This window comes from Enterovibrio sp. QJM3NY_24, assembly GCF_057786035.1.
Genome location: NZ_CM173520.1, coordinates 166,487 through 187,590, shown reverse-complemented (window position 1 = coordinate 187,590; position 21,104 = coordinate 166,487). Strand labels below are relative to the sequence as shown.

Annotated in this window: 20 protein-coding genes; 10 read left to right on the top strand and 10 right to left on the bottom strand. The window is 46.3% G+C overall.

What is annotated here, in order from left to right; genetic code table 11:
• Positions 1–135 precede the first annotated feature (135 nt).
• The 4 genes from AC3CIC_RS17165 (at position 136) to AC3CIC_RS17150 (ending at position 3,495) form a co-directional block, all read left to right on the top strand.
• A complete protein-coding gene (locus AC3CIC_RS17165) occupies positions 136–1,521 on the top strand; it encodes a TldD/PmbA family protein (protein ID WP_488516479.1) in 1,386 nt (461 codons plus the stop codon).
• Positions 1,521–2,864, top strand: coding sequence for a TldD/PmbA family protein (locus AC3CIC_RS17160; RefSeq protein ID WP_488516478.1), 1,344 nt, complete (start codon positions 1,521–1,523; stop codon positions 2,862–2,864). Before AC3CIC_RS17165 ends, AC3CIC_RS17160 begins: the two co-directional genes overlap by 1 nt.
• A 119-nt stretch (positions 2,865–2,983) precedes the next feature.
• Complete coding sequence (locus tag AC3CIC_RS17155; protein WP_488516477.1) at positions 2,984–3,241, top strand: GNAT family N-acetyltransferase; 258 nt, start codon at positions 2,984–2,986, stop codon at positions 3,239–3,241.
• Positions 3,238–3,495: a GNAT family N-acetyltransferase gene (locus AC3CIC_RS17150; RefSeq protein WP_488516476.1), complete on the top strand. Its 258-nt coding sequence runs from the start codon at positions 3,238–3,240 to the stop codon at positions 3,493–3,495. Before AC3CIC_RS17155 ends, AC3CIC_RS17150 begins: the two co-directional genes overlap by 4 nt.
• A 6-nt stretch (positions 3,496–3,501) precedes the next feature.
• On the opposite strand, the gene AC3CIC_RS17145 is transcribed toward AC3CIC_RS17150, so the two are convergent.
• The 3 genes from AC3CIC_RS17145 to AC3CIC_RS17135 form a co-directional block, all read right to left on the bottom strand.
• Complete coding sequence (locus AC3CIC_RS17145; protein ID WP_016958565.1) at positions 3,502–3,975, bottom strand: NYN domain-containing protein; 474 nt, start codon at positions 3,973–3,975, stop codon at positions 3,502–3,504.
• Positions 3,976–4,044: 69 nt separating this feature from the next.
• Entirely contained in the window at positions 4,045–4,896 is an 852-nt protein-coding gene (locus tag AC3CIC_RS17140) for an alpha/beta hydrolase (protein ID WP_488516475.1), read from the bottom strand.
• 96 nt (positions 4,897–4,992) lie between these two features.
• A complete protein-coding gene (locus AC3CIC_RS17135) occupies positions 4,993–5,592 on the bottom strand; it encodes a TetR/AcrR family transcriptional regulator (RefSeq protein WP_017006181.1) in 600 nt (199 codons plus the stop codon).
• Between the two features lie 362 nt (positions 5,593–5,954).
• Between AC3CIC_RS17135 and AC3CIC_RS17130 the strand changes: the two genes are divergently transcribed.
• Positions 5,955–7,397, top strand: a complete 1,443-nt coding sequence (locus tag AC3CIC_RS17130; protein WP_488516474.1) for a cytochrome-c peroxidase — start codon at positions 5,955–5,957, stop codon at positions 7,395–7,397.
• Between the two features lie 59 nt (positions 7,398–7,456).
• Positions 7,457–7,999, top strand: coding sequence for a DinB family protein (locus AC3CIC_RS17125; protein WP_488516473.1), 543 nt, complete (start codon positions 7,457–7,459; stop codon positions 7,997–7,999).
• A 43-nt stretch (positions 8,000–8,042) separates the two neighbouring features.
• Here AC3CIC_RS17125 and AC3CIC_RS17120 read toward each other — a convergent pair whose 3' ends face one another.
• The gene (locus AC3CIC_RS17120) at positions 8,043–8,672 is read right to left on the bottom strand and encodes a flavin reductase family protein (RefSeq protein ID WP_488516472.1); all 630 of its coding nucleotides are present in this window, start codon (positions 8,670–8,672) and stop codon (positions 8,043–8,045) included.
• 156 nt (positions 8,673–8,828) lie between these two features.
• Here AC3CIC_RS17120 and AC3CIC_RS17115 point away from each other — a divergent pair, with 156 nt between their 5' ends.
• Complete coding sequence (locus AC3CIC_RS17115) at positions 8,829–9,791, top strand: hypothetical protein (protein WP_488516471.1); 963 nt, start codon at positions 8,829–8,831, stop codon at positions 9,789–9,791.
• An 81-nt stretch (positions 9,792–9,872) separates the two neighbouring features.
• Here AC3CIC_RS17115 and phnP read toward each other — a convergent pair whose 3' ends face one another.
• From phnP to AC3CIC_RS17090, 5 genes are all read right to left on the bottom strand, one after another.
• Positions 9,873–10,631: a phosphonate metabolism protein PhnP gene (phnP, locus tag AC3CIC_RS17110; protein WP_394209547.1), complete on the bottom strand. Its 759-nt coding sequence runs from the start codon at positions 10,629–10,631 to the stop codon at positions 9,873–9,875.
• 487 nt (positions 10,632–11,118) lie between these two features.
• Entirely contained in the window at positions 11,119–11,430 is a 312-nt protein-coding gene (locus AC3CIC_RS17105; protein WP_394209546.1) for a hypothetical protein, read from the bottom strand.
• A 102-nt stretch (positions 11,431–11,532) separates the two neighbouring features.
• Positions 11,533–12,105: a cytochrome b/b6 domain-containing protein gene (locus tag AC3CIC_RS17100; protein ID WP_488516831.1), complete on the bottom strand. Its 573-nt coding sequence runs from the start codon at positions 12,103–12,105 to the stop codon at positions 11,533–11,535.
• Between the two features lie 198 nt (positions 12,106–12,303).
• Positions 12,304–13,466, bottom strand: a protein-coding gene (locus AC3CIC_RS17095; RefSeq protein WP_488514316.1) for an IS3 family transposase whose coding sequence is annotated in 2 segments (ribosomal slippage) — positions 12,304–13,211 and positions 13,211–13,466 — 1,164 coding nt in all. Because the reading frame shifts where the segments join, the coding sequence is not laid out codon by codon here.
• 88 nt (positions 13,467–13,554) lie between these two features.
• The gene (locus AC3CIC_RS17090) at positions 13,555–16,098 is read right to left on the bottom strand and encodes an Ig-like domain-containing protein (RefSeq protein WP_488516470.1); all 2,544 of its coding nucleotides are present in this window, start codon (positions 16,096–16,098) and stop codon (positions 13,555–13,557) included.
• A gap of 477 nt (positions 16,099–16,575) precedes the next feature.
• On the opposite strand from AC3CIC_RS17090, the gene dctP reads away from it, so the two are divergent.
• Together dctP and AC3CIC_RS17080 are read left to right on the top strand one after the other, a co-directional pair.
• Positions 16,576–17,610, top strand: coding sequence for a TRAP transporter substrate-binding protein DctP (gene dctP, locus AC3CIC_RS17085; protein ID WP_488516469.1), 1,035 nt, complete (start codon positions 16,576–16,578; stop codon positions 17,608–17,610).
• 114 nt (positions 17,611–17,724) lie between these two features.
• Complete coding sequence (locus AC3CIC_RS17080) at positions 17,725–18,288, top strand: hypothetical protein (RefSeq protein WP_488516468.1); 564 nt, start codon at positions 17,725–17,727, stop codon at positions 18,286–18,288.
• Between the two features lie 472 nt (positions 18,289–18,760).
• On the opposite strand, the gene gloA2 is transcribed toward AC3CIC_RS17080, so the two are convergent.
• The gene (gloA2, locus tag AC3CIC_RS17075) at positions 18,761–19,153 is read right to left on the bottom strand and encodes an SMU1112c/YaeR family gloxylase I-like metalloprotein (RefSeq protein ID WP_488516830.1); all 393 of its coding nucleotides are present in this window, start codon (positions 19,151–19,153) and stop codon (positions 18,761–18,763) included.
• A 470-nt stretch (positions 19,154–19,623) separates the two neighbouring features.
• Here gloA2 and dgt point away from each other — a divergent pair, with 470 nt between their 5' ends.
• Positions 19,624–21,084, top strand: a complete 1,461-nt coding sequence (gene dgt, locus AC3CIC_RS17070) for a dGTPase (protein ID WP_488516467.1) — start codon at positions 19,624–19,626, stop codon at positions 21,082–21,084.
• Positions 21,085–21,104: the final 20 nt, after the last annotated feature.

The following is a 21,104-nucleotide window of genomic DNA, read 5'->3' as shown; positions in this document are numbered from 1 at the left end:
TACTGGTTGATATTTAAACAAACGCTAACTAATTGATTATTCCTATATCACTAAAAGGGAAAGATGATTGGTGCGTTTGAACCTAACTGATACTCTGAAGGTATAAGAAGCTGACTCTTTTTTCAGGAGGAAGAAATGCTAAATACGAACACTGCCAAAGCAGTGATTGATCATGCCCTATTTCTAGGCGCTGATTTTGCGGAATTGTTCATTGAGCGACACCATTCGGGTAGTGTAGAAGTGCTGTCCGGTAATGTTGATAAAGTTAACTCCGGCATTGATTTCGGGATCGGTATTCGACTGTTCTTTGGTCACAAAGTTCTTTACGGCTACACCAACAGTCAAGATGAAGAAAAACTCAAACAAGTTACCTCTTTACTATGCGCGAAAGACAAACGCGACCAAATCGTGAATGCTGGCGCATTAAACCTGACCGTCAATAGTGACCGTCACCCCGTGACAATGCCCTTCTCTGCTAACAACCACGTTGAAGAGAAAATTGCATTCCTCAAGCGTGTCGATGAAAAAGCGCGTGCAGAAAGCGATAAAATCTCCCAAGTAATCAGTCGTATCATGCAGCGCGAGCAGCAAATCGAAATCTTCAACTCGACGGGTTTACACATTCAAGATACTCGCCACTACACGCGTATTGCGTCTTCTGTTGTCGCAACACATGGTAACGAGCAATCTACCGGTTATGAAGCGCCTGGCATGCTCTCTGGCTGGGAGTTTAATGGCCAAGTTAATCCTGAAGCATTAGGCGAAATGGCAGCCAAGCAAGCGCTGATTAAACTCGGTGCGGTGGCGTGTCCTTCCGGTGAAATGCCCGTTGTTATCGGTAATGGTTTTGGCGGTGTGATTTTCCATGAGGCATGTGGTCACTTGCTCGAAACTACCTCAGTGGCGAAAAAAGCCTCCGTCTTCCACGACAAAATGGGCGAAATAATTGCCAATCCTGTCGTGAATGCCGTTGATGATGGCTTGATGAAAAACGAATGGGGTTCAATCAACATCGATGATGAAGGCATGGAAACCCAGCACACGCAATTGATCACAGACGGTAAGCTCACCAGCTTTATGGTCGATCATATGGGTAGCCTGAAAACCGGCTTCGCCCGCACAGGCTCTGGTCGTCGTGAATCTTACAAATACGCGCCAACTTCACGTATGCGTAATACCTACATTGAGGCAGGTAATGACGAGCTTGAAGATATGATTGGCGGCATTGAACGCGGTATTTACGCCAAGAAAATGGGCGGTGGTTCAGTGCAACCTGGCACGGGCGAGTTCAACTTCGCCGTTCAAGAAGCCTATCTGATTGAAAACGGCAAAGTCACCACGCCGCTTAAATCTGCCACTCTGATCAGCACCGGACCAAAAGTGCTGAAAGAGATCAGCATGGTCGGCAAAGACTTTGAGCTGGCAGCAGGCATGTGTGGTTCAGTCAGTGGTTCAGTGCCAACGACTGTAGGTCAACCTGCATTGAAAGTAGACAATATTTTAGTGGGAGGCGGTAGCTAATGAGTGAGACTAATACGTTAGAACAGGCCGTCGAGCACGTTTTAGAGCTGGCGAAAAAACAGGGCGCACAGGCGGATGTTATTGCATCCAGCAGCGAAAGCTTTAGCTTAAAATCCGATCAGGGTGAGTTGTCTGAGTACAAGGTAACAGCCAGTCAGGTGATTGGTGTTCGCGTCATCAAAGACGAACACATTGCCATTAGTTATTCAGAGTCCTTAGAGCCTGAAAATTTGTCGCAGATGGTGAATCAAGCACTCACCAATGCCTGCTTTACCAAGAAAGACCCGTACCAGAAAATTCGTTCTGAAGGGTTAATCTTGCGTACTGAGTACCCGGAAATATTCCAACAAGACAGTGCCACACCCGAGCAAAAAATTGAGCTGGCGTTGTCGTTAGAAAGCCGTATTCGTGAAAAACCATTGGCGAAATCTGCCCCTTATAACGGTTACAGCGAAAACAGCGCCACCGTATTGCTTGGCAATACACTCGGTACGCGCTGCTCGCATCAAGAACGCACATTCAGTTGCTATACCGCTGCCTTGATCGATCACAATGACAAACAAGCTATGCATGTAGCGGCATCTATCGCGCGTACTTTTGATGGATTATCGCCTGACAAAATCATCAACGATGCCTATGAAATGGCAGACGCCTTGCTGGAAGGTGAGCCCATCGCAACAGGTCAATACTCGGTCATTTTCGAGCAAGACTCCCTGAACGATGTACTCGGCGCATTTGGTAGCTGTTTCTCAGGCGAGTCCGCCAAACGAGGCACTAACCCATGGCGAGATAAAGTTGGCGAGCAAGTGATGAGTCCTTTGCTGACATTCAAAGATGTCGCATACATGCCAGGGGGCTTTTCCATCAAAGCGTTTGATGGCGAAGGTTTCGCAACTGCCGACACACCGCTGATTGAAAATGGGACATTGGTTGGCTTATTGCACAATTCAGCCACTTCCGCACATTTCGGCGTTGCACACACTGCTAACGCAGGCCGTTCCGCAAAAGGTACCCTGGGTGTGTCATCACGTCACGATGTCATTTCAGCAGGCACGAGCAGCGAAGCTGAAGTCACCGCGGGTGAATATCTCGAGCTGGTTGAACTGCAAGGTGTCCATTCAGGTGCAGATTCTATCAGCGGTGAGTTCTCCTTTGGAGCAAGCGGCTTCCTATGCCGAGATGGTAAGCGTCTGAAACCGGTTCGTGGCATCACCGTGGCCGGTAACTTCTACACCATGATCAAAGAAGTCGAAGCCGTAGGTAGCACCGTGATGCCAAACTATGACGGTTGTTTTTTTGCGCCACTGATTCGTTTTGCGCGATTGAACATCGCAGGTAAGTAACTTTTTTAGCCTGAAACTTGTCAAGAGCCCTAAGCAGGGCTCGTTTCTTTGTATGTTTTTTCAAGGATGTTCTATTTCAATTGCTATTCCTTAGTCGCTTTTTTAAATATGAATCGGTTATGCCATCATCAAAATTCATACTCGAAACCAAACGTTTAACGCTGCGCCGTCTAAACGATAAAGACGCACCGTTTATTCATCGCCTTTACAATACCGAAGGGTTTCTAAGTTTTGTGGGTGATAAGAACATTGGAAGCGTTATAGATGCAGCCGTGTATCTTCGTGCATCACTCATGCCTATGTATACGCATGCCCATATGGGGTTGTTTGCCGTCGAAGAAAAAAAAGCGGTCTACCGATCGGTATCTGTGGCTTGATCAAAAGAGATTCATTAGATGACATCGACTTGGGGTATGGATTCTTCCCTGAGTACGAAGGGAAAGGCTATGCGACAGAAGCGGCGCAATCAATGATTGAATTGGCAACAAACACCCTCAAGCTCTCAAAGATTGTCGCCATTACGCACCCTCACAATGTTCGCAGTTTGGCGCTGTTAGGACGATTAGGCTTTGTGCTTGAATCTGGTATAGAACCCGCGCCAGAGCTCGTCTTGCTCAAGCGCGATCTTTAGAAATAGTTACAGCAACATATCGTCTTCGATAGGAATAAAACGGTCAACGCTGTTTACCAGTGAATTGGCAGTTAGAGTCGGTACACCAAACACCACCGCCTCTTTACCATACCCTTCCCGTACTCTGTCCATCAAAACATCAAAGTCACCATCGCCAGACAACAACACCACCATGTCGACTTTGGGTGCAGCTTCCATCACATCAATAGCAATCCCAACATCCCAGTCACCTTTGCTGCTTCCATCACTACGCTGAATAAACGGCTTAAGTTTGACCTCAAAGCCAATGTGACGCAGAGCATCTTGAAACTTAATTTGCTGGTCATCGTCACGGTTAATGGCGTACGCCGTTGCTGAGACAACTTCCCCCATGTGAGCGAGGTTTTTCCACAACAAACGATAGTTAAACTGGCGACCATATGCTTGTCGGGTTGTGTAATACACATTTTGCACATCAACAAAAACAGCAATTTTTTTCAAAGGATTACCTTATCGACGAATAAACAGAAAGACAGATGAGAGCGAGCCAAAGCATAACACAATAGCCCTTTATGCTTTATCAGCGATGCGCAAAAACGCTTCTTTTAATGGATCACTTTTCAACACACGCCCATGGCCTAACCCTTCCGTTGCCACTAGCGACACATGCGAAAATTCCGTCGCCAATTCTGACACCGAAAACGGAGCGAACTTGTCCCCTCTGTCGTGAACGATAGTGATTGGAGATTGGCGTTGGGCGAGTTTTTCAAATGGATCGATACTCTCAATCGTCTTGTTATAGCGCTTACCCACATCTTCAACGACTGCGTGAAACAGCTTCATTGAATAACCCGAGGCTTCAACGGTACCAAATAAGTTTTCCCAATATTTCAGCACAGGAGCAACAAGAATGATGGGCTTGCCATGAAGGCAAACATGGTCACTTTCAAGCAAGGTCGCGCCGCCCATAGAGTGCGCGATAACACCTTCAATCTCATCTTGATGTGTCAATATGCCGTCTAGCGCGTTAAGAAACGCGGGGATACTACCCTCTTTTCCTTCACTTTTACCGTGGCCAGGATGGTCGTAAGCCAGCGCCGTATAACCCGCCTGAGCAATGTGTTCCATTAACGGAAAAAATTGGTTTGCTGACCCTGACCAACCATGAGTCAACAGCCAAACAGGGCCACTCCCCAACTGGTAAGTCATCATTTTCCCTTCCGACGTATCAACCGCTTTGATGACCATACTTGTCGGTGCCGCGTTATTCTCTTTTCCTTTCGCTGGCGTCAGGAAAATCCGTCGAGCCGTTTTCAACGCATGCTTTGGGGCAATGCGATGATGAAGCCGAGAAGCGATACTCAACGCACTGCGACGGAAACTAAATCGCTTATTTTTACCGAAGTAGATTTTGCTGCTCATTTCACATCCCTTTATTTTTAGTACGGTCGTGCTTTTATGTTGAAATAAAAAAACAGACCGACTTAAAGACTGCTTTACTCATTGATGAAAATTAAATTAATTCGTGAGTTTACGTGTGCGAGCGAACAATTCATCAATGCCCGTCCAAAATTTTTGTGCCCCGTTACTTTCCAGACCCAAGGTCCTAAACAAATGGCTACTCAGGTATAGCCCATACAACTCATACACTGTTTGCCAGCAATCCATATCGTCATGAAACTCACCCAGTTCTATGCCTCGTTCAAACTGAATGTGAAGGTAGTGAAGCCATTTCTTGATGGTCGCCTCCAGCACTTTCTGCATAGGATCATCGTCCGTGTGGCTTTCACGCCACGCATCAAGAAACATACAACTCCCCTGAAACGAACTGTTCCATGTCAGCCAGTTATCCAGCATGTGGCGAATTTTTGCTTCTATGGACACATGCGAGGCTTCTCTACAGGGTGCGATCACTCGCTCTGCGAATCGCTCTCCGGCATAAGCCACAACGGCTGCTTGTAGGTTACTGCGTGAATTAAAGTGCGCAAACAATCCACTTTTCGACATACCCACGCGTTTTGCTAGCTCGCCAATGGTTAGGCTTTCCAACCCTTCCTGACTCGCCATTTCAAATGCAATAGATAATATCTGCTCTCTGGTCTGACTCTTTTTGCTCATGAGTAACTTCTGTCCTGCGTTATTTCATTAATAGCACGAACGTTCGATTTATCAATCTTAGTTTTTCTGGTCAGAGTTGTGCCAGCTCACCTGTGGCCATTTTTTGGTCAAGATGCAATGCCTTAAGCCCATCAAATATACACTCAATGTTAACTTGGATAACTGTGCGGCTGATCCAATTATACTTGGAATCTCAAATAGATCTCGATGCAAAAATGATATGTTTCCCATGCGTGAGACTGCCTAAATATCAAGACAAATTGCAAATTACTCTGATGCTAGCATTCTCAATGTTGATCTCTTTAAAAAGCGACTACTCATAGGCAAAACACACAATGGTTAATTTTGTTTGGAAAACATCCGTGATATTTCTCATCCTGATTTCGCTGTCAGGCTGTAACGAAGATTTTTGGCTCAATTACCAATTGAGCAAAGAAATCGCCAAGCATAATCTTACCGGTGACCCCGCGGAGGGACGAACGCTTCCCCATATTTCAGAACCGTTACCACAACTCGGAAAAGCACTCTTTTTTAGCAAAGCGCTTGGTGGGGATAAAGATACGGCCTGCGTGTCATGCCACTATCCGACATTAGGAGGAGCTGATGGGCTCGCTCTTCCCATTGGTGTAGGTGCTGAAGAGCCAGACGTTCTTGGCCCAGGTAGACGTCACAGCAGCTCTTCAGATCACTATGACGGCGGTCCAACAGTGCCTCGCAACTCGCCTACTGTTTTCAATATGGGTCTTTGGGATCGTTCAATTTTTCACGACGGCCGAATCGAGAGCCTATTTCCTGCTCCAGGGCAAAATGGCGCCATAGGAGGGATTGCTACGCCAGACGTTTCTTTGGGCATGGCAGACCCAAATGCTGGTATCAACCTGACCGTTGCCCAAACACGTTTTCCTGTAACCTCAAAAGAAGAAATGCGCGGGTTTGAGTTTGAATCTGATGGAACCAATGCTGATGTGCGGAATCATCTCGCCAACCGCTTACAGGGCGCATCGGGATTCGAACACGAGTTAGACGAGAATCGATGGTTAAACGAATTTCGCGACGTGTTCAACCAACCAAATGCCGACGCCGAAAGCTTGATCACCTACGGCAATATCGCACTGGCGCTGGGCGAATATGAGCGCTCAATGGTGTTTACCAACACTCCTTGGAAGCAATATGTGCAGGGCGATATGGCCGCACTATCAAAAAATGCAAAAAAAGGTGCGCTGCTGTTTTTTAATGAGCCTCAACAAGGTGGTGCTGGATGTGTGAATTGCCACTCAGGGGACAATTTTACTGATGAGGATTTCCACGTTATCGCAATGCCTCAAATTGGCCGAGGTAAAGAAGACAGCACAAAGGATCAAGGCCGATGGTATGTGACTAGCGCAGAAAATGACCGCTATGCATTTCGGACACCATCACTCCTCAATGTGACAGAAACTTCGCCTTGGGGTCATGCTGGCGCTTATTCTTCACTTAAACAGGTTATTTTGCATCACGCCAATCCGCAGCAGGCTATTACTCAATTCGATTACAGCGAACTGGACCAAGATATTCAGGCCTCAATGTTACTGACAAATACACGCCCCGCGTTGAAGCAACTGCAAACGTTACGCAGTGAAGGCCAGTCCAAACTGCCGCGTATCTCATTAAGCGATAAAGAAGTCCTCCTGCTTATAGCGTTTGTCGAATCGCTCACCGACCCTTGTGTGGAAGACAGAGAATGCCTCTCACCATGGATCGCTACGAGTAACGGTCCAGATGGTCTAACACTTCATGCAATCAATAAAAATGGCGATCCGTTGTAAGAAAACAGCGTAGATTAAGAGTGCAACAAGACTCAAAAACAGCCTGCAGGGAGCATGATATGGACTTACAATCGAATTTTAGAATGATGGCGCGATACAATCAGCGCATCAATGCGAACCTTTTAGGTGTTTGCCGCCAACTCAGCGACGAGCAGTTGAATCAAGATGCCCACGCCTTTTTCCCGAGTGTGCTTGATCACTGGAATCACATTATGTTTGGCGACCTCATCATGCTTCAGCGCCTAGCAGCCAATCACGTTGCTGGCTTGGATGAGTCATCATTAGATAGCATGCCCATTTCTCGTGCCATCAACGATACTTTCGCGTCAAGCCTTGATGAATTTATGCCACTTAGAGCAAAACTGGACGTCATCATTCTGTCGATGGTTGAACACCTGACTGAAGATGTCACTTCTACACCGTTTACTTACACAAACACTGAAGGAAAGAGCCTCACTAAGTTAGTGGGCGAATACTGCCAACACCTCTTCAACCACCAAACTCATCATCGTGGACAACTCACATGTTTATTGAGCCAATTAGGATTGGATTATGGCTGCATGGATTTACCCATTGTTGTACCAGAAGGTGGCGCTGTTTGAACTAGAGATATCGATAACTGATATACTATAGAGCATTAAAAGCCTAGATCTCTTCCACATTCTTGCCCGGTTTTGCATAGCGAAGTCGGGCAAGACGGTTGGTGACGTGATAGCTGTCTAACCCTGATATCGCCACCGTTTCCAACGCTTCAATGTCAATATAACCATCCTCTGAAATCGCTTCTTCGTCGACAATGACTTGCACGATTTCACCAATGATCAACACCGTTCCATTGATGGCCAGCGTTTGGGTTTCACGGACTTCTAAGGCAAATTTCACGCGGCTTTCTGCAACATAAGGCGCAGCAATTCCATCTACCCACTCTGGCGTTAATCCCGATTCCTCGAATTCAGATACGTCAGCGGGATAACGTGCAGAAGTCTGATGCCCCTGCTTCCATACATCGACACATACTTGGTTAATGGTATACACACCCGAGGCTTGAATGTTTTCCAACGTGTCACGAGTGACTGTGTGGGGCCGACAGATCATGCCCACTAGCGGGGGATTGGCGCCGATGTGGAAAACAGAACTAATAATCGAAAGATTGTGATTGCCCTTGGCATCTGTAGTCCCGATCAAATTAGCGCTCTTAAAACCGGAAAGACTGTTTATAAATTTAGCGCGATAACGGTCATCCATCGCGCCGAGTTCTGTTGTGTTGAAATTCATGATTTTTTCATTTTATTGTCAGTGTATGAACCAATACAGCGTAACGTTCTTTTTCGATCATCGTGATGAATCGCAAGTTTTAGAATTACCAAACAAAAAAAACAAGTTAGGATAGCCGAAAAAGCACTGTAGCTATTTGTAGAGATCAGGAAAAATATGAGCGGAATAAAGGAATTTCTAAGCCGTACATTTAAAGACAGCGTGAACGTGGCGACCACTCTGTACAAGGTCATGATCCCGACCATTATTTTTGTAAAGATTTTCGAAGAAATGGGCGGCGTTGAGTGGTTTTCAGATTTCATCGCGCCGCTCATGCAGTTGGTTGGTCTTCCCAGTGAAATGGGGTTGGTTTGGGCCACCGCGATGTTCATTAACATCTATTCTTCTTTGGTCATATTGGTCAACCTTGACGTACCCATGACAGTGGCTCAAGCGTCAATTCTAAGCTGTATGATTTTGCTAGCACACTCCATGCCGATTGAAGTGAGCTTAGCGAAAAAGTCTGGCGTCTCAGTGTGGTGGGCCATTGTCAGCCGCGTCGGCGGTGCTTTGCTCTTTGCATGGATATTACTACTGATTTACAGCACAACAGATTCATTGCAAGATCCCGCACAAATCATCTGGCAAACTTCAGTCTCTGGCGACATCCCCCTCACCGACTGGGCGCTTAATCAAGTGCAAAATCTTGGCATAGTATTCGTTATTATTCTTGCCCTTATTCTGATGTTAAACCTGTTGAAAGTGCTCGGTATCGAACGCTTAATTGCCAAAGCACTCAGCCCGTTTTTACGATTACTTGGTATTAGCCAAGAAGCCACTAACCTGACGTTAATTGGCATTACGTTGGGTCTGTCTTATGGTGGTGGTTTATTAGTCAATGAAGCAAGAAAAGGCCATATTCCGCCTCGTGATGTTTTCACTGCCATTACCTTGTTGGGACTGCTTCATAGCTTGATAGAAGATACCATTCTCATGCTGGTGATCGGCGCGGATTTCAACACCATTTTCTGGGGAAGGCTCATTTTTGTCTTGGTGATCGTTGGAACAATTTCACGTCTGATTAGACTGGTTGATGGTAAACGCTACGAACGGTTGTTCTACCGCTCTGTTGCTATTTAGATTGCAGCAGTAAGTTCGGATATACGCGTTTAGCCTAAATACCAAGCGCGTATATTTTCCTTCAGGCTCTTTTCTCTGCCTTCAAATCTCCATCCCATCACGTCCAATCTCCACCCAACTCGGCACGCCATTTTTCATCAACCACCGATCGAGATCGTGACCAATATGCGTGATGATCAATTCCTTGGGCTTAAGCTTTTCTTGGATCAGGCGAGCAGTGTCTAAATTTCCATGATTGCCAGCTTCACTGTTAGGCGGGAAACTGCAATCAAGCACGATAGCGTCTATTGGCTGCCGCTCTAGAAGGAAATCTAAGGTTTGTGCAGAAAGACCATCCGTATCAGTCAGGTAGGCAAAACTCATGATCCCATACTCAAACAGAAAGCCCATTGTGGGACGCGAGTGCTTCATCGCGAGCGGGGTGATCTTGAGCCTGTTTATATTAAAAGATTCCCCATTATCCAACGTGGGTTTAAAACTCAAGCAACCTGGATGCTTGAGCAGATCTGCGCAGCCTTGCGGGTCATCAGGACACCAAACCGGAATAGGTGACGTATTGCCCCAACGAAGATGAAACAAACCCTGAACATGATCGACATGAAAGTGCGTCAACAGAAATCCATAATACGTGCCAGCCGCAAAACGTGAATGCAGGTCCATCAAGCCTGCATCAATCAGCAGTCTCTCTTGTGCACCGCCCCTTCCCCACTCAAGCATCGCTGAGCAAGGTTTTCTTTCAAACGCAGCTTGAGATCTCGCCCTTTCGCACGCAATACATTCACAACCATACAACGGTACGCCACCCGCTGCGCCCGTTCCCAATAACGTCAATCTGAGCATCTTTCTTTCCCTAGCAGACAAAATAGCGGGGCTAGCCCAGTTCAAACAATGATCTCTACCTCAACAACCTCAACATGCAAGATTCAACGTGACTCCCGAAAGGCGAGTTTGTAGGTTGTTTGGATATACCGCCAGTGCTTGGACAATATAGCTGTGATTTGAATAGAGAATGCACACAATGGATATAGTTCGCCGAGTTCAGCCCAACGCTCTAATGGCGAGTCATTTACCGCAGCATCGCGACAATATGTCACCCGTACATGCAAAGTGAGAGTTAGGTCAGTGTACTGATTCCTATTCATAACTGTAGGGGCTATTCGTCAAATTTTTTAACAATTACCATTGAATATTTCGGGGAAAAAGTAGTCAAATCACGAGGGGATAGAGGAGGAATATAAGGAAGAATAGTCAGTGAAGAGAAGGTTAATTGCAGCATACCCAAGAAAGAAAACGTTGAGCATGCTGCTAAACAGGCAAGAAAACAGCGTTAATAGCTCACTCTAATTTCAACTTCATAAGGCGTATTTAGCAAAACAGATTCGCCACTGCTCGAAACGGTTTCGCACGCCAATACCTCACCAGAAAAAATCGTTTTTTCATTTTCAATCATGTCTTTCCAGATATGATCCAGATTCAGGATGCGAGCATCACTAAATCCATCAAACTCAAGTCGAATACAACCTTGCCAGTCGTTACCGCTACCTGATTTTTCGTACTCAGCGCCTACCCCCGTTACCGACCGTTTAGACATCACAGCAACAGCAAATTCGGCAACTTCTTTTTCTTTCCATGTTTCCATCTTGGATGCCTCTCATATTTACCTGACACAATTTGATATATGACAGAATTATAGACACTAATTTGCATATCGCTTATTGGCTGCAGGTAAAAAAGGAATACATCATTTGCTTCGCCACCATGTCAGTAAATGCAACAGAGCAAAGAGGCCATGACCGTATATATAAGCTTCAATTGCCCCAACAGCGGTTTTATGAATAGAGAGAAAATCGGGAGCGATAGCACTGCCAAAAGTAAAAAACCCAAACCACAGCGTTCCGGTAAATACAGCCAACAGCAAGGCTAGCAACCCCAGCCCCTCTACTGTTGCGGCCAATCCGCCAGCCCGAGGCTCAGGCAAGTGCCATTTAAACAACAAGCCAATATCTTCCTTGAGGGACTTGAAATCCCCGCTCACCCAAGGATATAAATCAGCCATCGAACGGCGATTCAGAACAATAATGAAAAATAACGTTGCCACCACCAACAGCCCTAACCCGCCATACATATGCGATTTGTCTATCCAAGTGAGCTGCACTTCTGTGGTATCCTCATGAACGTGCATGCCAAAGGACGTACCTAACTGAAACAATACCCAGGTCATGGTTAGCATATGCAGCCATTTCTCTGATTTGGGTAACTGAGAAAACAAAAAGGAGAGTCCTTTTAGGGTTTTGCCGCCAACATGATGAGTCATCAATTTATCCACGCCATAAAAAGCCTGAACGAAGTATATAAACGAAAGCTAATAGATGAAGTCATGCTTACGAGACAGGCCGACAGTTAAGACAGGAATTAAAAATCGGCAGACTGGCTGCCGATTTTGTATTTACTACCTACTTGCTTGATTACATACCGCTTAGATTATCAAACGTTGTCATGAAGCCTGTAGTGGTCAACTCATTCCGGACAGTAAATTAGGCTGATTTTCAGCTTTCGCAGGTGGAAGACCACCGTTATAACTATGCGGTCTCTTCCAGTTGTAATAGCTCATCAGGTAATGGCTGATATCTTTGGATGCCTCAGCAAAAGATGCATAGCCTGTTGCTGGTATCCATTCAGATTTTAGACTTCTAAATAGCCTTTCCATTGGAGCGTTGTCCCAGCAGTTGCCACGGCGACTCATGCTTTGTGTCATCCGATACCGCCACAGGTGTTGTCGAAACTGGCGACTGCTGTATTGGGAGCCTTGATCCGAATGGAACATCACGCCACTTGGTTTTCCTCGTTGCTCATACGCCATCGACAACGCTTTTGTCACCAATGCCGCATCAGGACTGTCAGACATGGCCCAACCGACAACCCGTCTGCGATACAGATCAATGACAACGGCAAGATAGCACCAACGATGACCCGCCCATATATAGGTAATATCGCCGCACCATACTTGATTTGGGGCGTCGACAGTGAACTGACGATCAAGCTGATTGGGAATATCAGGCCGTTCAACCGTAGCTTGCTTATAGTTATGTGAACCGGGTTGCTTGCTGATGAGTTGTGCCTCTTTCATCAATCGGCGAACCTTGAATCGTCCAATCTTATGTCCGATTTCACACATCATGCCGACCAGAGTGCGACTACCCGCAGAGCTTCTGCTCAGCGTAAACAGTCGGTTGATCTCGCTACGAAGATGCAAACGTTCAGCATCAATATCATGGCGTCGTTGGCAGTGCTCATAGTAAGTCGACGTGGCGATATCGAACACAGTACAGACCAATTCTACCGGTTCTTGCTCTCTCAATTGGTCTATCAGCGCGTACGTTCGAGTTCGTCCGACATCAAGAGAGCAGTAGCCTTTTTTAGAATAGATTTTTCTCGTTCAAGTCGATGGATCCTTGCCTCTAACTCTTGGATTTTCTGCTGCTCTGGCGTTAAGGCTTTGGAAACTGGCGTACTACCGCCGCGCTCTTGTTCAAGTTGTGTGACCCAGCGTCTGAGTCCCGTTTCACCGACGTTTAATGAGCGGCTAGCCTCAGCAATTGAATACCCTTGGTCAAGTACCAAACAGGCTGCTTCTAGTTTAAATTCAGCGGAGAATGAACGACGTTGTCTTGTCATGGAACACCTCTTTCTTTAGTGGTGACTTTACCACCTTAAATGGTGTCCGGGATCATTAAACCACTACACCCAAGCGATAAGCTAATTATCACTGCCCTGCATTCATGGCTTTCAATTTATCACCCACTGGGCCTGAAAAATTGTAACCATCGTGCTGGTCCCAGTTGATTGACCATGTCATCACACCACCAAAATTCGGGTAGTTAAATGCTGGAACCACAGTGCCACAACTTGTGCTCTTGGTGACACAATCGAGCGCATCAAGAATGTTACGTGTCGGTGCTTGACCTGAGTTGGCAGAGCTTGGCCCAGACGGCAAACCAATCGCAACTTGATCGTCTCTAAGCGGTGCAAACATAGTGCCATTTGCGAGCTCAAACCCTTCGATCAGCATTTTTGATTGGGCAACCATCATGTCTACCGAGCCTTCTGGCGCTGCACCCGCAAGGTAAGGGTTTGGCATGCCACCATTGTTATAAAGCTGGACATGCAGTAAATCGAGCGTGTCACGCAACTCATCAATTAGTGGAATATACGCGCCCCAGATCCCTGTGTATGCAACCATACCACCTTGAACATAAGGATGTTCTGGTGCCATGGTAAGATACATATCACCGCCCATGTTCACTTCAATCTGCTTCAAGGCACGAGGTAAGCGCGCCTGAATTTGCGAACCGTGAAGCAAATTAGACCCGCTTTCAAGGTCGATATCTAAGCCGTCGAAACCCCATTCTTTGATGATTTCTGTCAGGCTAGAAACAAACGCAGCTTCATCAGTATCATTGTTCAGTGTGATCGTGCCTTCAGCACCCCCCAAAGACAGAACAAACACTTTGCCCTTAGCTTGCAATGCGGCCATTTCTTGCTTGAACACCTGTGGGTCAAGCGGCGCACAACTGCTGCGAATATCACCGTTATAAAGGTTGAAGTGAACCGTACCATCACTGTTGCGATCGTTTTCTGCAAAGGCAATATCAATGATATCCCACGCTTCAGGCATTTCACTAAGCTTCAATGGGCAACCTGCGCCGTTCACAAAGTTGTGCCAGTAACCAATCAATTTGTGTTTGACCGCTGACTGTTCGAACACTTTCACAGTAACACCCGAAGTTGCCGCCGTTAAACCGTTACTGTCAGTTGCTAGTGCAGAGACCGTAAAGCTTCCAGCTGCGCCCGGAGTCCAATTAGCGCTGTATGGCGCATTCGAATCAGAAGCAACAATCAAACCATCAACGATGAAATCAACCTTTGATACGCTGCCGTTCAATGCACTGGCTTCTGCCGTCAGTGCGACGGTTTTGCCCAGACCGACGGTCGTGCCAGCAGACGGTGACGTGAGACTCGCCACCAGCGGTTGGTCACTCACATTAACCAGCACACCTGCATTTCCGGTGTTGCCTTCGTTATCGGTCGCAACCGCACTTAGGCTGATTTCACCCATGCCTTGCGCCAACCAATTAACACGGTAAGGCGCAGTGGCATCGACACCAAGACTTTGTCCCGCTGCAAAAAACTCTACGCCATCTACGCTGCCATCTGCATCCGTTGCATCAACAGCAATGACTATCGGCTCCCCAGCTAGCAACGTAGCGTTGTCCGAAGGCGTGGTAAATGTGACAGTGGGGCCAATGGCACAGATACCCAGCTCTGTCCAAGCATCGGTCCAATACTCACCGTTTTTCGGTTCGTATGCCCAGACCGCACTCGATGAGCACCAACCGCCCACATCACATTGATATTTGTAGTTACCGTTTTGTACGATGTCACCAGCCCCGTAACGTGTACCAGCTTTATAAGTCGGCACGCCAGCACAACCACCACCAACACTTTCACCCGCCACACTGACGCTAACTTCACCCGTCCAAGCAGAAAGATCATCTTGATCCGTCGCTTTAGCATTAAAGGTATGGCTGCCTTCTGTTGCAGGCCAGCTAACTTCAAATGGTTCCGTGTTATCAGTACCGACCAACTGGTTATCGACATAGAAATCAACACGTGCAATTGGTCCGTCAGCATCAGAGGCAAGTACTTGCAGCGGCACATTATCACCCACTTTGATTTGTGATGTGCTGGTTGGATTCGTTAACTGTGCACTTGGCGGGAATCCGAAATCTGGCGGAACAACAGTGACTGAAACACTCTGCTCACTGGACGCACCTTCGTTATCCGTCACCACTGCGCTAATGGTGTATTGTCCTTCTGTCGCCGTCCAGCTCAAGGTATATGGCGTAGCATTAACGACACCAAGGCTTGAGCCATTGGCGAAAAATTCGACATCGCTAACCGAGCCATCACTGTCCGATGCGGAGGCAGAAAGAGAAAGCGTATCGCCGTCAGTAAACTGGGTATTGTTAAGAGGTGACGTAACGGAGACAACAGGGGGCACATTTCCGCCTGATACGCATTGTCCGAGTGGCTCCCATTCTTGCCATGGACCGGAATTCTCCGCAGGGTTCTTCCCAGATGTCCACCATTTGGCTTTAAACGCTTCACCTTGAAAAGCGACTTGGTTACCGCCGTTATAAACCGCGGAGGTTTCCCACGTAGGCAAAGCAGTACAATCTACCGCCCATGCAGGAAGCGCGGTAGCAATACTCAAGGCAATTGCAGAGTAAATTATTGGTTTGTGCATGATGAATTTCCTTATCCGATAACAATCCCAATCAAAATAAGTATTCAGTCATTCTTGCTGGTTAAAATCGTCAATCGCTGAGTCAGAGATTTTGCTAGTAGAATAACTACTTACTGCAATCTCTCCCTTGATGTTGACGATTTTCTCCGCGCAAGTTTATGACCGTTTACTGAATCCGATTGGTGTGAAATACAGAGGACTCTCACTTTATTCTTGTCATGAAATATCCCATAACCATCATGGTTAATTAGCCCACTACACTCCAAGCGCCATGCGTATTTTTTGTTCACAATTGCTACACTGCATCAAAACCAGCAAGCAACGTTTCGGTTTCCCTCAAGCAAAAATCAGACATCATCACTGTTTTATTGCCGCAAAGTCTCATTGAATACACTGATGGCAATGCGCTTTTTGCGTTATCAACTTAATAGGGAAAGATTTCATCACCTTGAGACGACTGCAAAAGGACGCAGAATAATGAAGATAATAAGGGTATTTTTGCAGGGCATTGCGATTTGTTTAGTTTGGATGACGATGCTCACCCATTCATTAGCGGCGACTGAACCACCAGCAGTGTGGCGCTTTGGTCTCGAAGAAATTGAAGGCTCGGTGCAGGATATCTATGCGCAAGCGTTCAAGAAAAAAGTCGAAGACAAATCTCAAGGCGAGGTTGTTGTTGATATATATTCCTACGGTATGCTCGGCGAATCAGAAGACCTTACAGCACTCACTGCCATTGGTACCTTGCAACTGACCCATGCTTCGATGGGTATCATCGGAGCCCAAGTGCCAGAAATGCAAGTGTTCACGATTCCTTACCTTTTCTCTGCCGACGACGAACTCAATCAACGAGTGCTTTCCTCTAACCCCACGCTTTATGAGATTTTGGGCAATGCATTGATTGACCAAGACCTGCGATTAATGACGATCTATCTCGAAGGTGACATGGTGTGGTCCACCAATAAACTCATTCGAAAGCCACGGGATTTTAACCAATTTAAAATGCGAGTGATGAACTCGTCATTGGTGATAGAAACCTTCAAACTGTTTGGCGCACAAGCGTTACCTCTTCCTTATTCGCAAGTGTACGGCTCACTACAAGCCCGCATTATCGATGGACAAAGCAATCCAATATTTTCAATTGAAGAAATGAAGTTCTACGAAGTCACCGAATACCTTATTTGGTCCGGACAACAAAAATTCACCACCTCCGTACTCTCCAATCAAGCGTGGTACTTAACCCTGTCCTCCGCGCATAAACGCATTCTCAGCGAAACAATAGAAGAGCTCTCGCCCTATATATTCGAGCAACAAACCAAGCTGAACAAAGCACAGCTGAAGACCATCAAAGAATCCAAGCCCAGCATGACCATGGTCACGCTCACTAAACGCGAAAAAGCCGCATTCAAGAAAGCCTCTGATCCCATTAGGAAACAGTATATTGAGAACGCAGGCGAAGCGGGAAAACGTTTATTGCAAGCATTAGAAGCAGAGTTCAACAACGTTAAGTAAATCCAAATTTTTTATTTAGCAACTCTTGGGACAATTAGGGGTTTTTATGTCTATTCAGCACTATATGAATAGAATACCATCAATAATCGCTAGAACATTTTAGGATACGTGCCGTTGAAACTCGCGATAAACGTCTTTCTCACCATTCTGATCATGCTTAGCCCAAGCACCGCTTTGGCATTTAACAAGAAAGGCACACAGTTCGTCGATACCATTAAACTTCATGGCTATATTGATGGGTATGGCAATGTAAGAGTGAAGAACGCCAAAATCACAGAACTGCCCGATCCTTTGGATGTGAAAGGTTTTCTCGATATCCAAGGCAGCGATATTATCCGTTTGCCCAAGGAACTGAAGGTTGCGGGTTACTTGAACGCATCACATTCCAAACTCACACGCGTGCCAAAAGTCGATGTGGGTGGATACATGAATTTGACTGGCACAAAGGTCACGTCGCTGCCCAGAGGTTTGAACGTCAAAGGCGATTTGAGCTTGGTTGATACGCCTATTAAAGCGTTACCACGAAAGCTCAATGTTGAAGGAAATCTTTATCTCGCCAATACAGGCATCACCGCACTACCACCCGATTTACGCGTGGGTGGAAATCTGTATTTAAGAGGAACAAAAATTAAAACCGTCCCCGAAACCGTGCGAGTCGGCGGAAAAGTCTATCGCTAAGTGAATAAATGGATAGATCGTCAGGTGAGAGCAAAGCAGATAACCCAAGGCTAACATCACGCCGCTTTCCGCGATTCACGAAATTGTGCCAACTGGACGGAATGAAGCTTTCGGCGCAACGAGATACCATAACGATACACTTTACGCCCTTGACGAGTGATCGCCCCTTTGTGTTTGATGACAACGAAAAAGGTCGGCATAGAGTTTACCCGTAACTCACAGGGACCTCTTCTAGTTTCCATTCAGAGACAAACCCGATGCCTTTTTCAGAAATATCGGTTATCACTATACTCACGCGCGGCAAGAACTTATGCGCCCATAGCAGCTGCCCTTTCACACGTGGGTTACACCTAAATCGTCGCCAGCGGCGTACTTCCTTCATCCGCAAATCCATCAGTTGCATATTAACTAGTGGCATATTATCAGTGGGAGGCTTTACATTTCCGCCCCAAATTCGAGACAAGACCGGAATTCATCGAATTGATAACTCATAGAGTTCCAATGGCAAGCCATCTGGATCGCTAAAAAACGTGAAACGCGCTTGCGTATATGGGTCAATGCGGATCGGTTCGCATTCAATATTATTTTGCTGAAGGTGTTGAACAGTAAAGTCTATGTCTTCGCACTGAAACGCCAAATGGCGAAGACCTTGCGCTTCTGGGTATGACGGTCTCTCTGGGCTTTGTGGAAACGAAAACAGTTCTAACTGCCGACCATCGGGCAATGCGACATCCACCTTCCAAGAATCTCTTTCGGCGCGATAGTTTTCTGCTTCCAACCTAAACCCGAGCACATCAACGTAGAAATACTTTGAACGCGTAATGTCACTAACAATCAGCGCCACATGGTGCATCCCAGAAATCATACTCATCACTCTTCTCTCTTTTTTGGGTTTTGCTTTTATAGACAATTTACAGAACTTGCCAATTTTTGGTGGAATTTACCACGCAAAAATCAGCATCCAATCCTCGCGGGTATAACTCATTGATTTATTGATGCTATAAATCTGGCATCCAAATTGCTGTGCTATTCCGTATATCATATTTCAAGTGACACAATGCTCGACTTGAATCACAGGGAATTTCAGGATGTCAGTACCAAATCGAAAACACCAGTATGTGTTAGGCCTAACCATTTTTACCTTTGGACTTGTTGCCGGTATCGCGGTTATTTCACGAATTTTCTAGCCATAAGTCATCGACAGTCTGTCTACACGAAACCATTGTGGTCGCCAACAGAGTCTCGAACCTCCACTCTGTTACCGTCACTATGTACATTATTATCTTCCAGCGCTAAGGTGATGAAATAACGTTGCTTAGTGCCAAGGAAGCCTAAATGTCTACGATTGATTTCAGCAAGAAAATCAGCTTCGCTCGCCCTCACCCCTATGGGAGCAACCTACAAAGGGCGTTTGAAAGCGATCGTGGACGCATTATTAACTCTGCACCCATTCGACGATTACAGCAAAAAACACAAGTATTCCCACTCGAGCGCAATTCCGCGGTACGAAGCCGTCTGACGCATTCCATGGAAGTCCAGCAGGTTGGCCGCTTTATCGTGCATACCATCTACGACCAACTGGATGAAAGCCAAAAACAGCAATATGGTTTATCAGACCTTGAACGAGCCATTGAATCCTTGGTGGAAATTGCCTGCTTGATGCATGACATGGGAAACCCACCGTTTGGGCACTGCGGCGAAGATGCCATCAACCGCTGGTTTACTCAAAACTTGACCGAGCTTAAACCCATGTCGGGCTTAATGACGAAGCTGCCCATCGCATTGATTGAACCCATTATCCATGAGCTTTGCCATTTCGACGGCAATGCGCAAGCGATTAGGTTGGTTCACTCCCTTCACCGTTTTAACCTAACTTACAGCCAAGCCGCCGCCGTGTTGAAATACACGCGCCCCGCGACGGAAACAAAACAAGACGTGCCAGCGTGCAAAAGCTATCTCACCAAGAAGGTCGGTTACTACGCGACGGAATCGCGCTACGTAGAAGACATGATGCGCGAACTCGACATGGAAAAATACTGTCGTCATCCGCTTAGCTATATCATGGAAGCCGCCGATGACATTTCTTACTGCATGGCTGACTTAGAAGATGCAGTAGAAAAACGCATTCTGTCGCTCGAAGCGTTAACCGGACACCTTAAAAGCACCTATCAAACGCTCGAACCACAGAATCGCCCGATCAAAAACAACCAAACCTTCGACGAGCTTTTAGATTGGGTATACAACGACGCTCAAGTGGACGAAATCAGCAAAACTCATAAGTTCTTCATCAAACTGCGCGTTGTGATGGTTCACCCTTTAGTGAATCATGCCGCAAAGCAATTTACCGACCACATTGGCACTGTTTTCACAGGCGAATTTAACCGTGCTTTGATTGAAGACAACAGCCAATTTCATGCCATCACGCAAACCTTCAAGCAGGTCGCGATCAATCACGTATTTAATGACCCTGAAGTGGAAACACTAGAGCTACAGGGTTATAAAATTATTGGCGGCTTGCTCGATCAATATCGTCCGTTGCTAGACTTGCCATTAGACGATTTTAAGAAAATTGTCGACGGTGATGGACGCTATTTTCCGGTAGAACGCAGGTTGTTTAATAAGCTTTCTGGTAAACATGTTGCAGCATACAGTTTGGCATTGAAAGAAGAGATGACGGCTGAGAGCACAGCGCTGTGGGAATTCTATCTACGCTGTCGACTACTGCAAGATTACATCAGTGGAATGACCGATCAGTTTGCGTTCGACGAATACAAGTCTTTGATGGTAAGCGGATAAAAGCGATTGATAATTAGCTG

Bases quoted from the DNA above. Each gene is read 5' to 3' on its own strand.
- dctP (WP_488516469.1), top strand. From the start codon at position 16,576: ATGAAGATAATAAGGGTATTTTTGCAGGGCATTGCGATTTGTTTAGTT.
- AC3CIC_RS17140 (WP_488516475.1), bottom strand. From the start codon at position 4,896: ATGAGCAGCAAAATCTACTTCGGTAAAAATAAGCGATTTAGTTTCCGT.
- AC3CIC_RS17155 (WP_488516477.1), top strand. From the start codon at position 2,984: ATGCCATCATCAAAATTCATACTCGAAACCAAACGTTTAACGCTGCGC.
- AC3CIC_RS17105 (WP_394209546.1), bottom strand. From the start codon at position 11,430: ATGGAAACATGGAAAGAAAAAGAAGTTGCCGAATTTGCTGTTGCTGTG.
- AC3CIC_RS17115 (WP_488516471.1), top strand. From the start codon at position 8,829: ATGAGCGGAATAAAGGAATTTCTAAGCCGTACATTTAAAGACAGCGTG.
- AC3CIC_RS17120 (WP_488516472.1), bottom strand. From the start codon at position 8,672: ATGAATTTCAACACAACAGAACTCGGCGCGATGGATGACCGTTATCGC.
- AC3CIC_RS17125 (WP_488516473.1), top strand. From the start codon at position 7,457: ATGGACTTACAATCGAATTTTAGAATGATGGCGCGATACAATCAGCGC.
- AC3CIC_RS17165 (WP_488516479.1), top strand. From the start codon at position 136: ATGCTAAATACGAACACTGCCAAAGCAGTGATTGATCATGCCCTATTT.
- gloA2 (WP_488516830.1), bottom strand. From the start codon at position 19,153: ATGATTTCTGGGATGCACCATGTGGCGCTGATTGTTAGTGACATTACG.
- phnP (WP_394209547.1), bottom strand. From the start codon at position 10,631: ATGCTCAGATTGACGTTATTGGGAACGGGCGCAGCGGGTGGCGTACCG.
- AC3CIC_RS17160 (WP_488516478.1), top strand. From the start codon at position 1,521: ATGAGTGAGACTAATACGTTAGAACAGGCCGTCGAGCACGTTTTAGAG.
- AC3CIC_RS17100 (WP_488516831.1), bottom strand. From the start codon at position 12,105: ATGACTCATCATGTTGGCGGCAAAACCCTAAAAGGACTCTCCTTTTTG.
- dgt (WP_488516467.1), top strand. From the start codon at position 19,624: ATGTCTACGATTGATTTCAGCAAGAAAATCAGCTTCGCTCGCCCTCAC.
- AC3CIC_RS17135 (WP_017006181.1), bottom strand. From the start codon at position 5,592: ATGAGCAAAAAGAGTCAGACCAGAGAGCAGATATTATCTATTGCATTT.
- AC3CIC_RS17090 (WP_488516470.1), bottom strand. From the start codon at position 16,098: ATGCACAAACCAATAATTTACTCTGCAATTGCCTTGAGTATTGCTACC.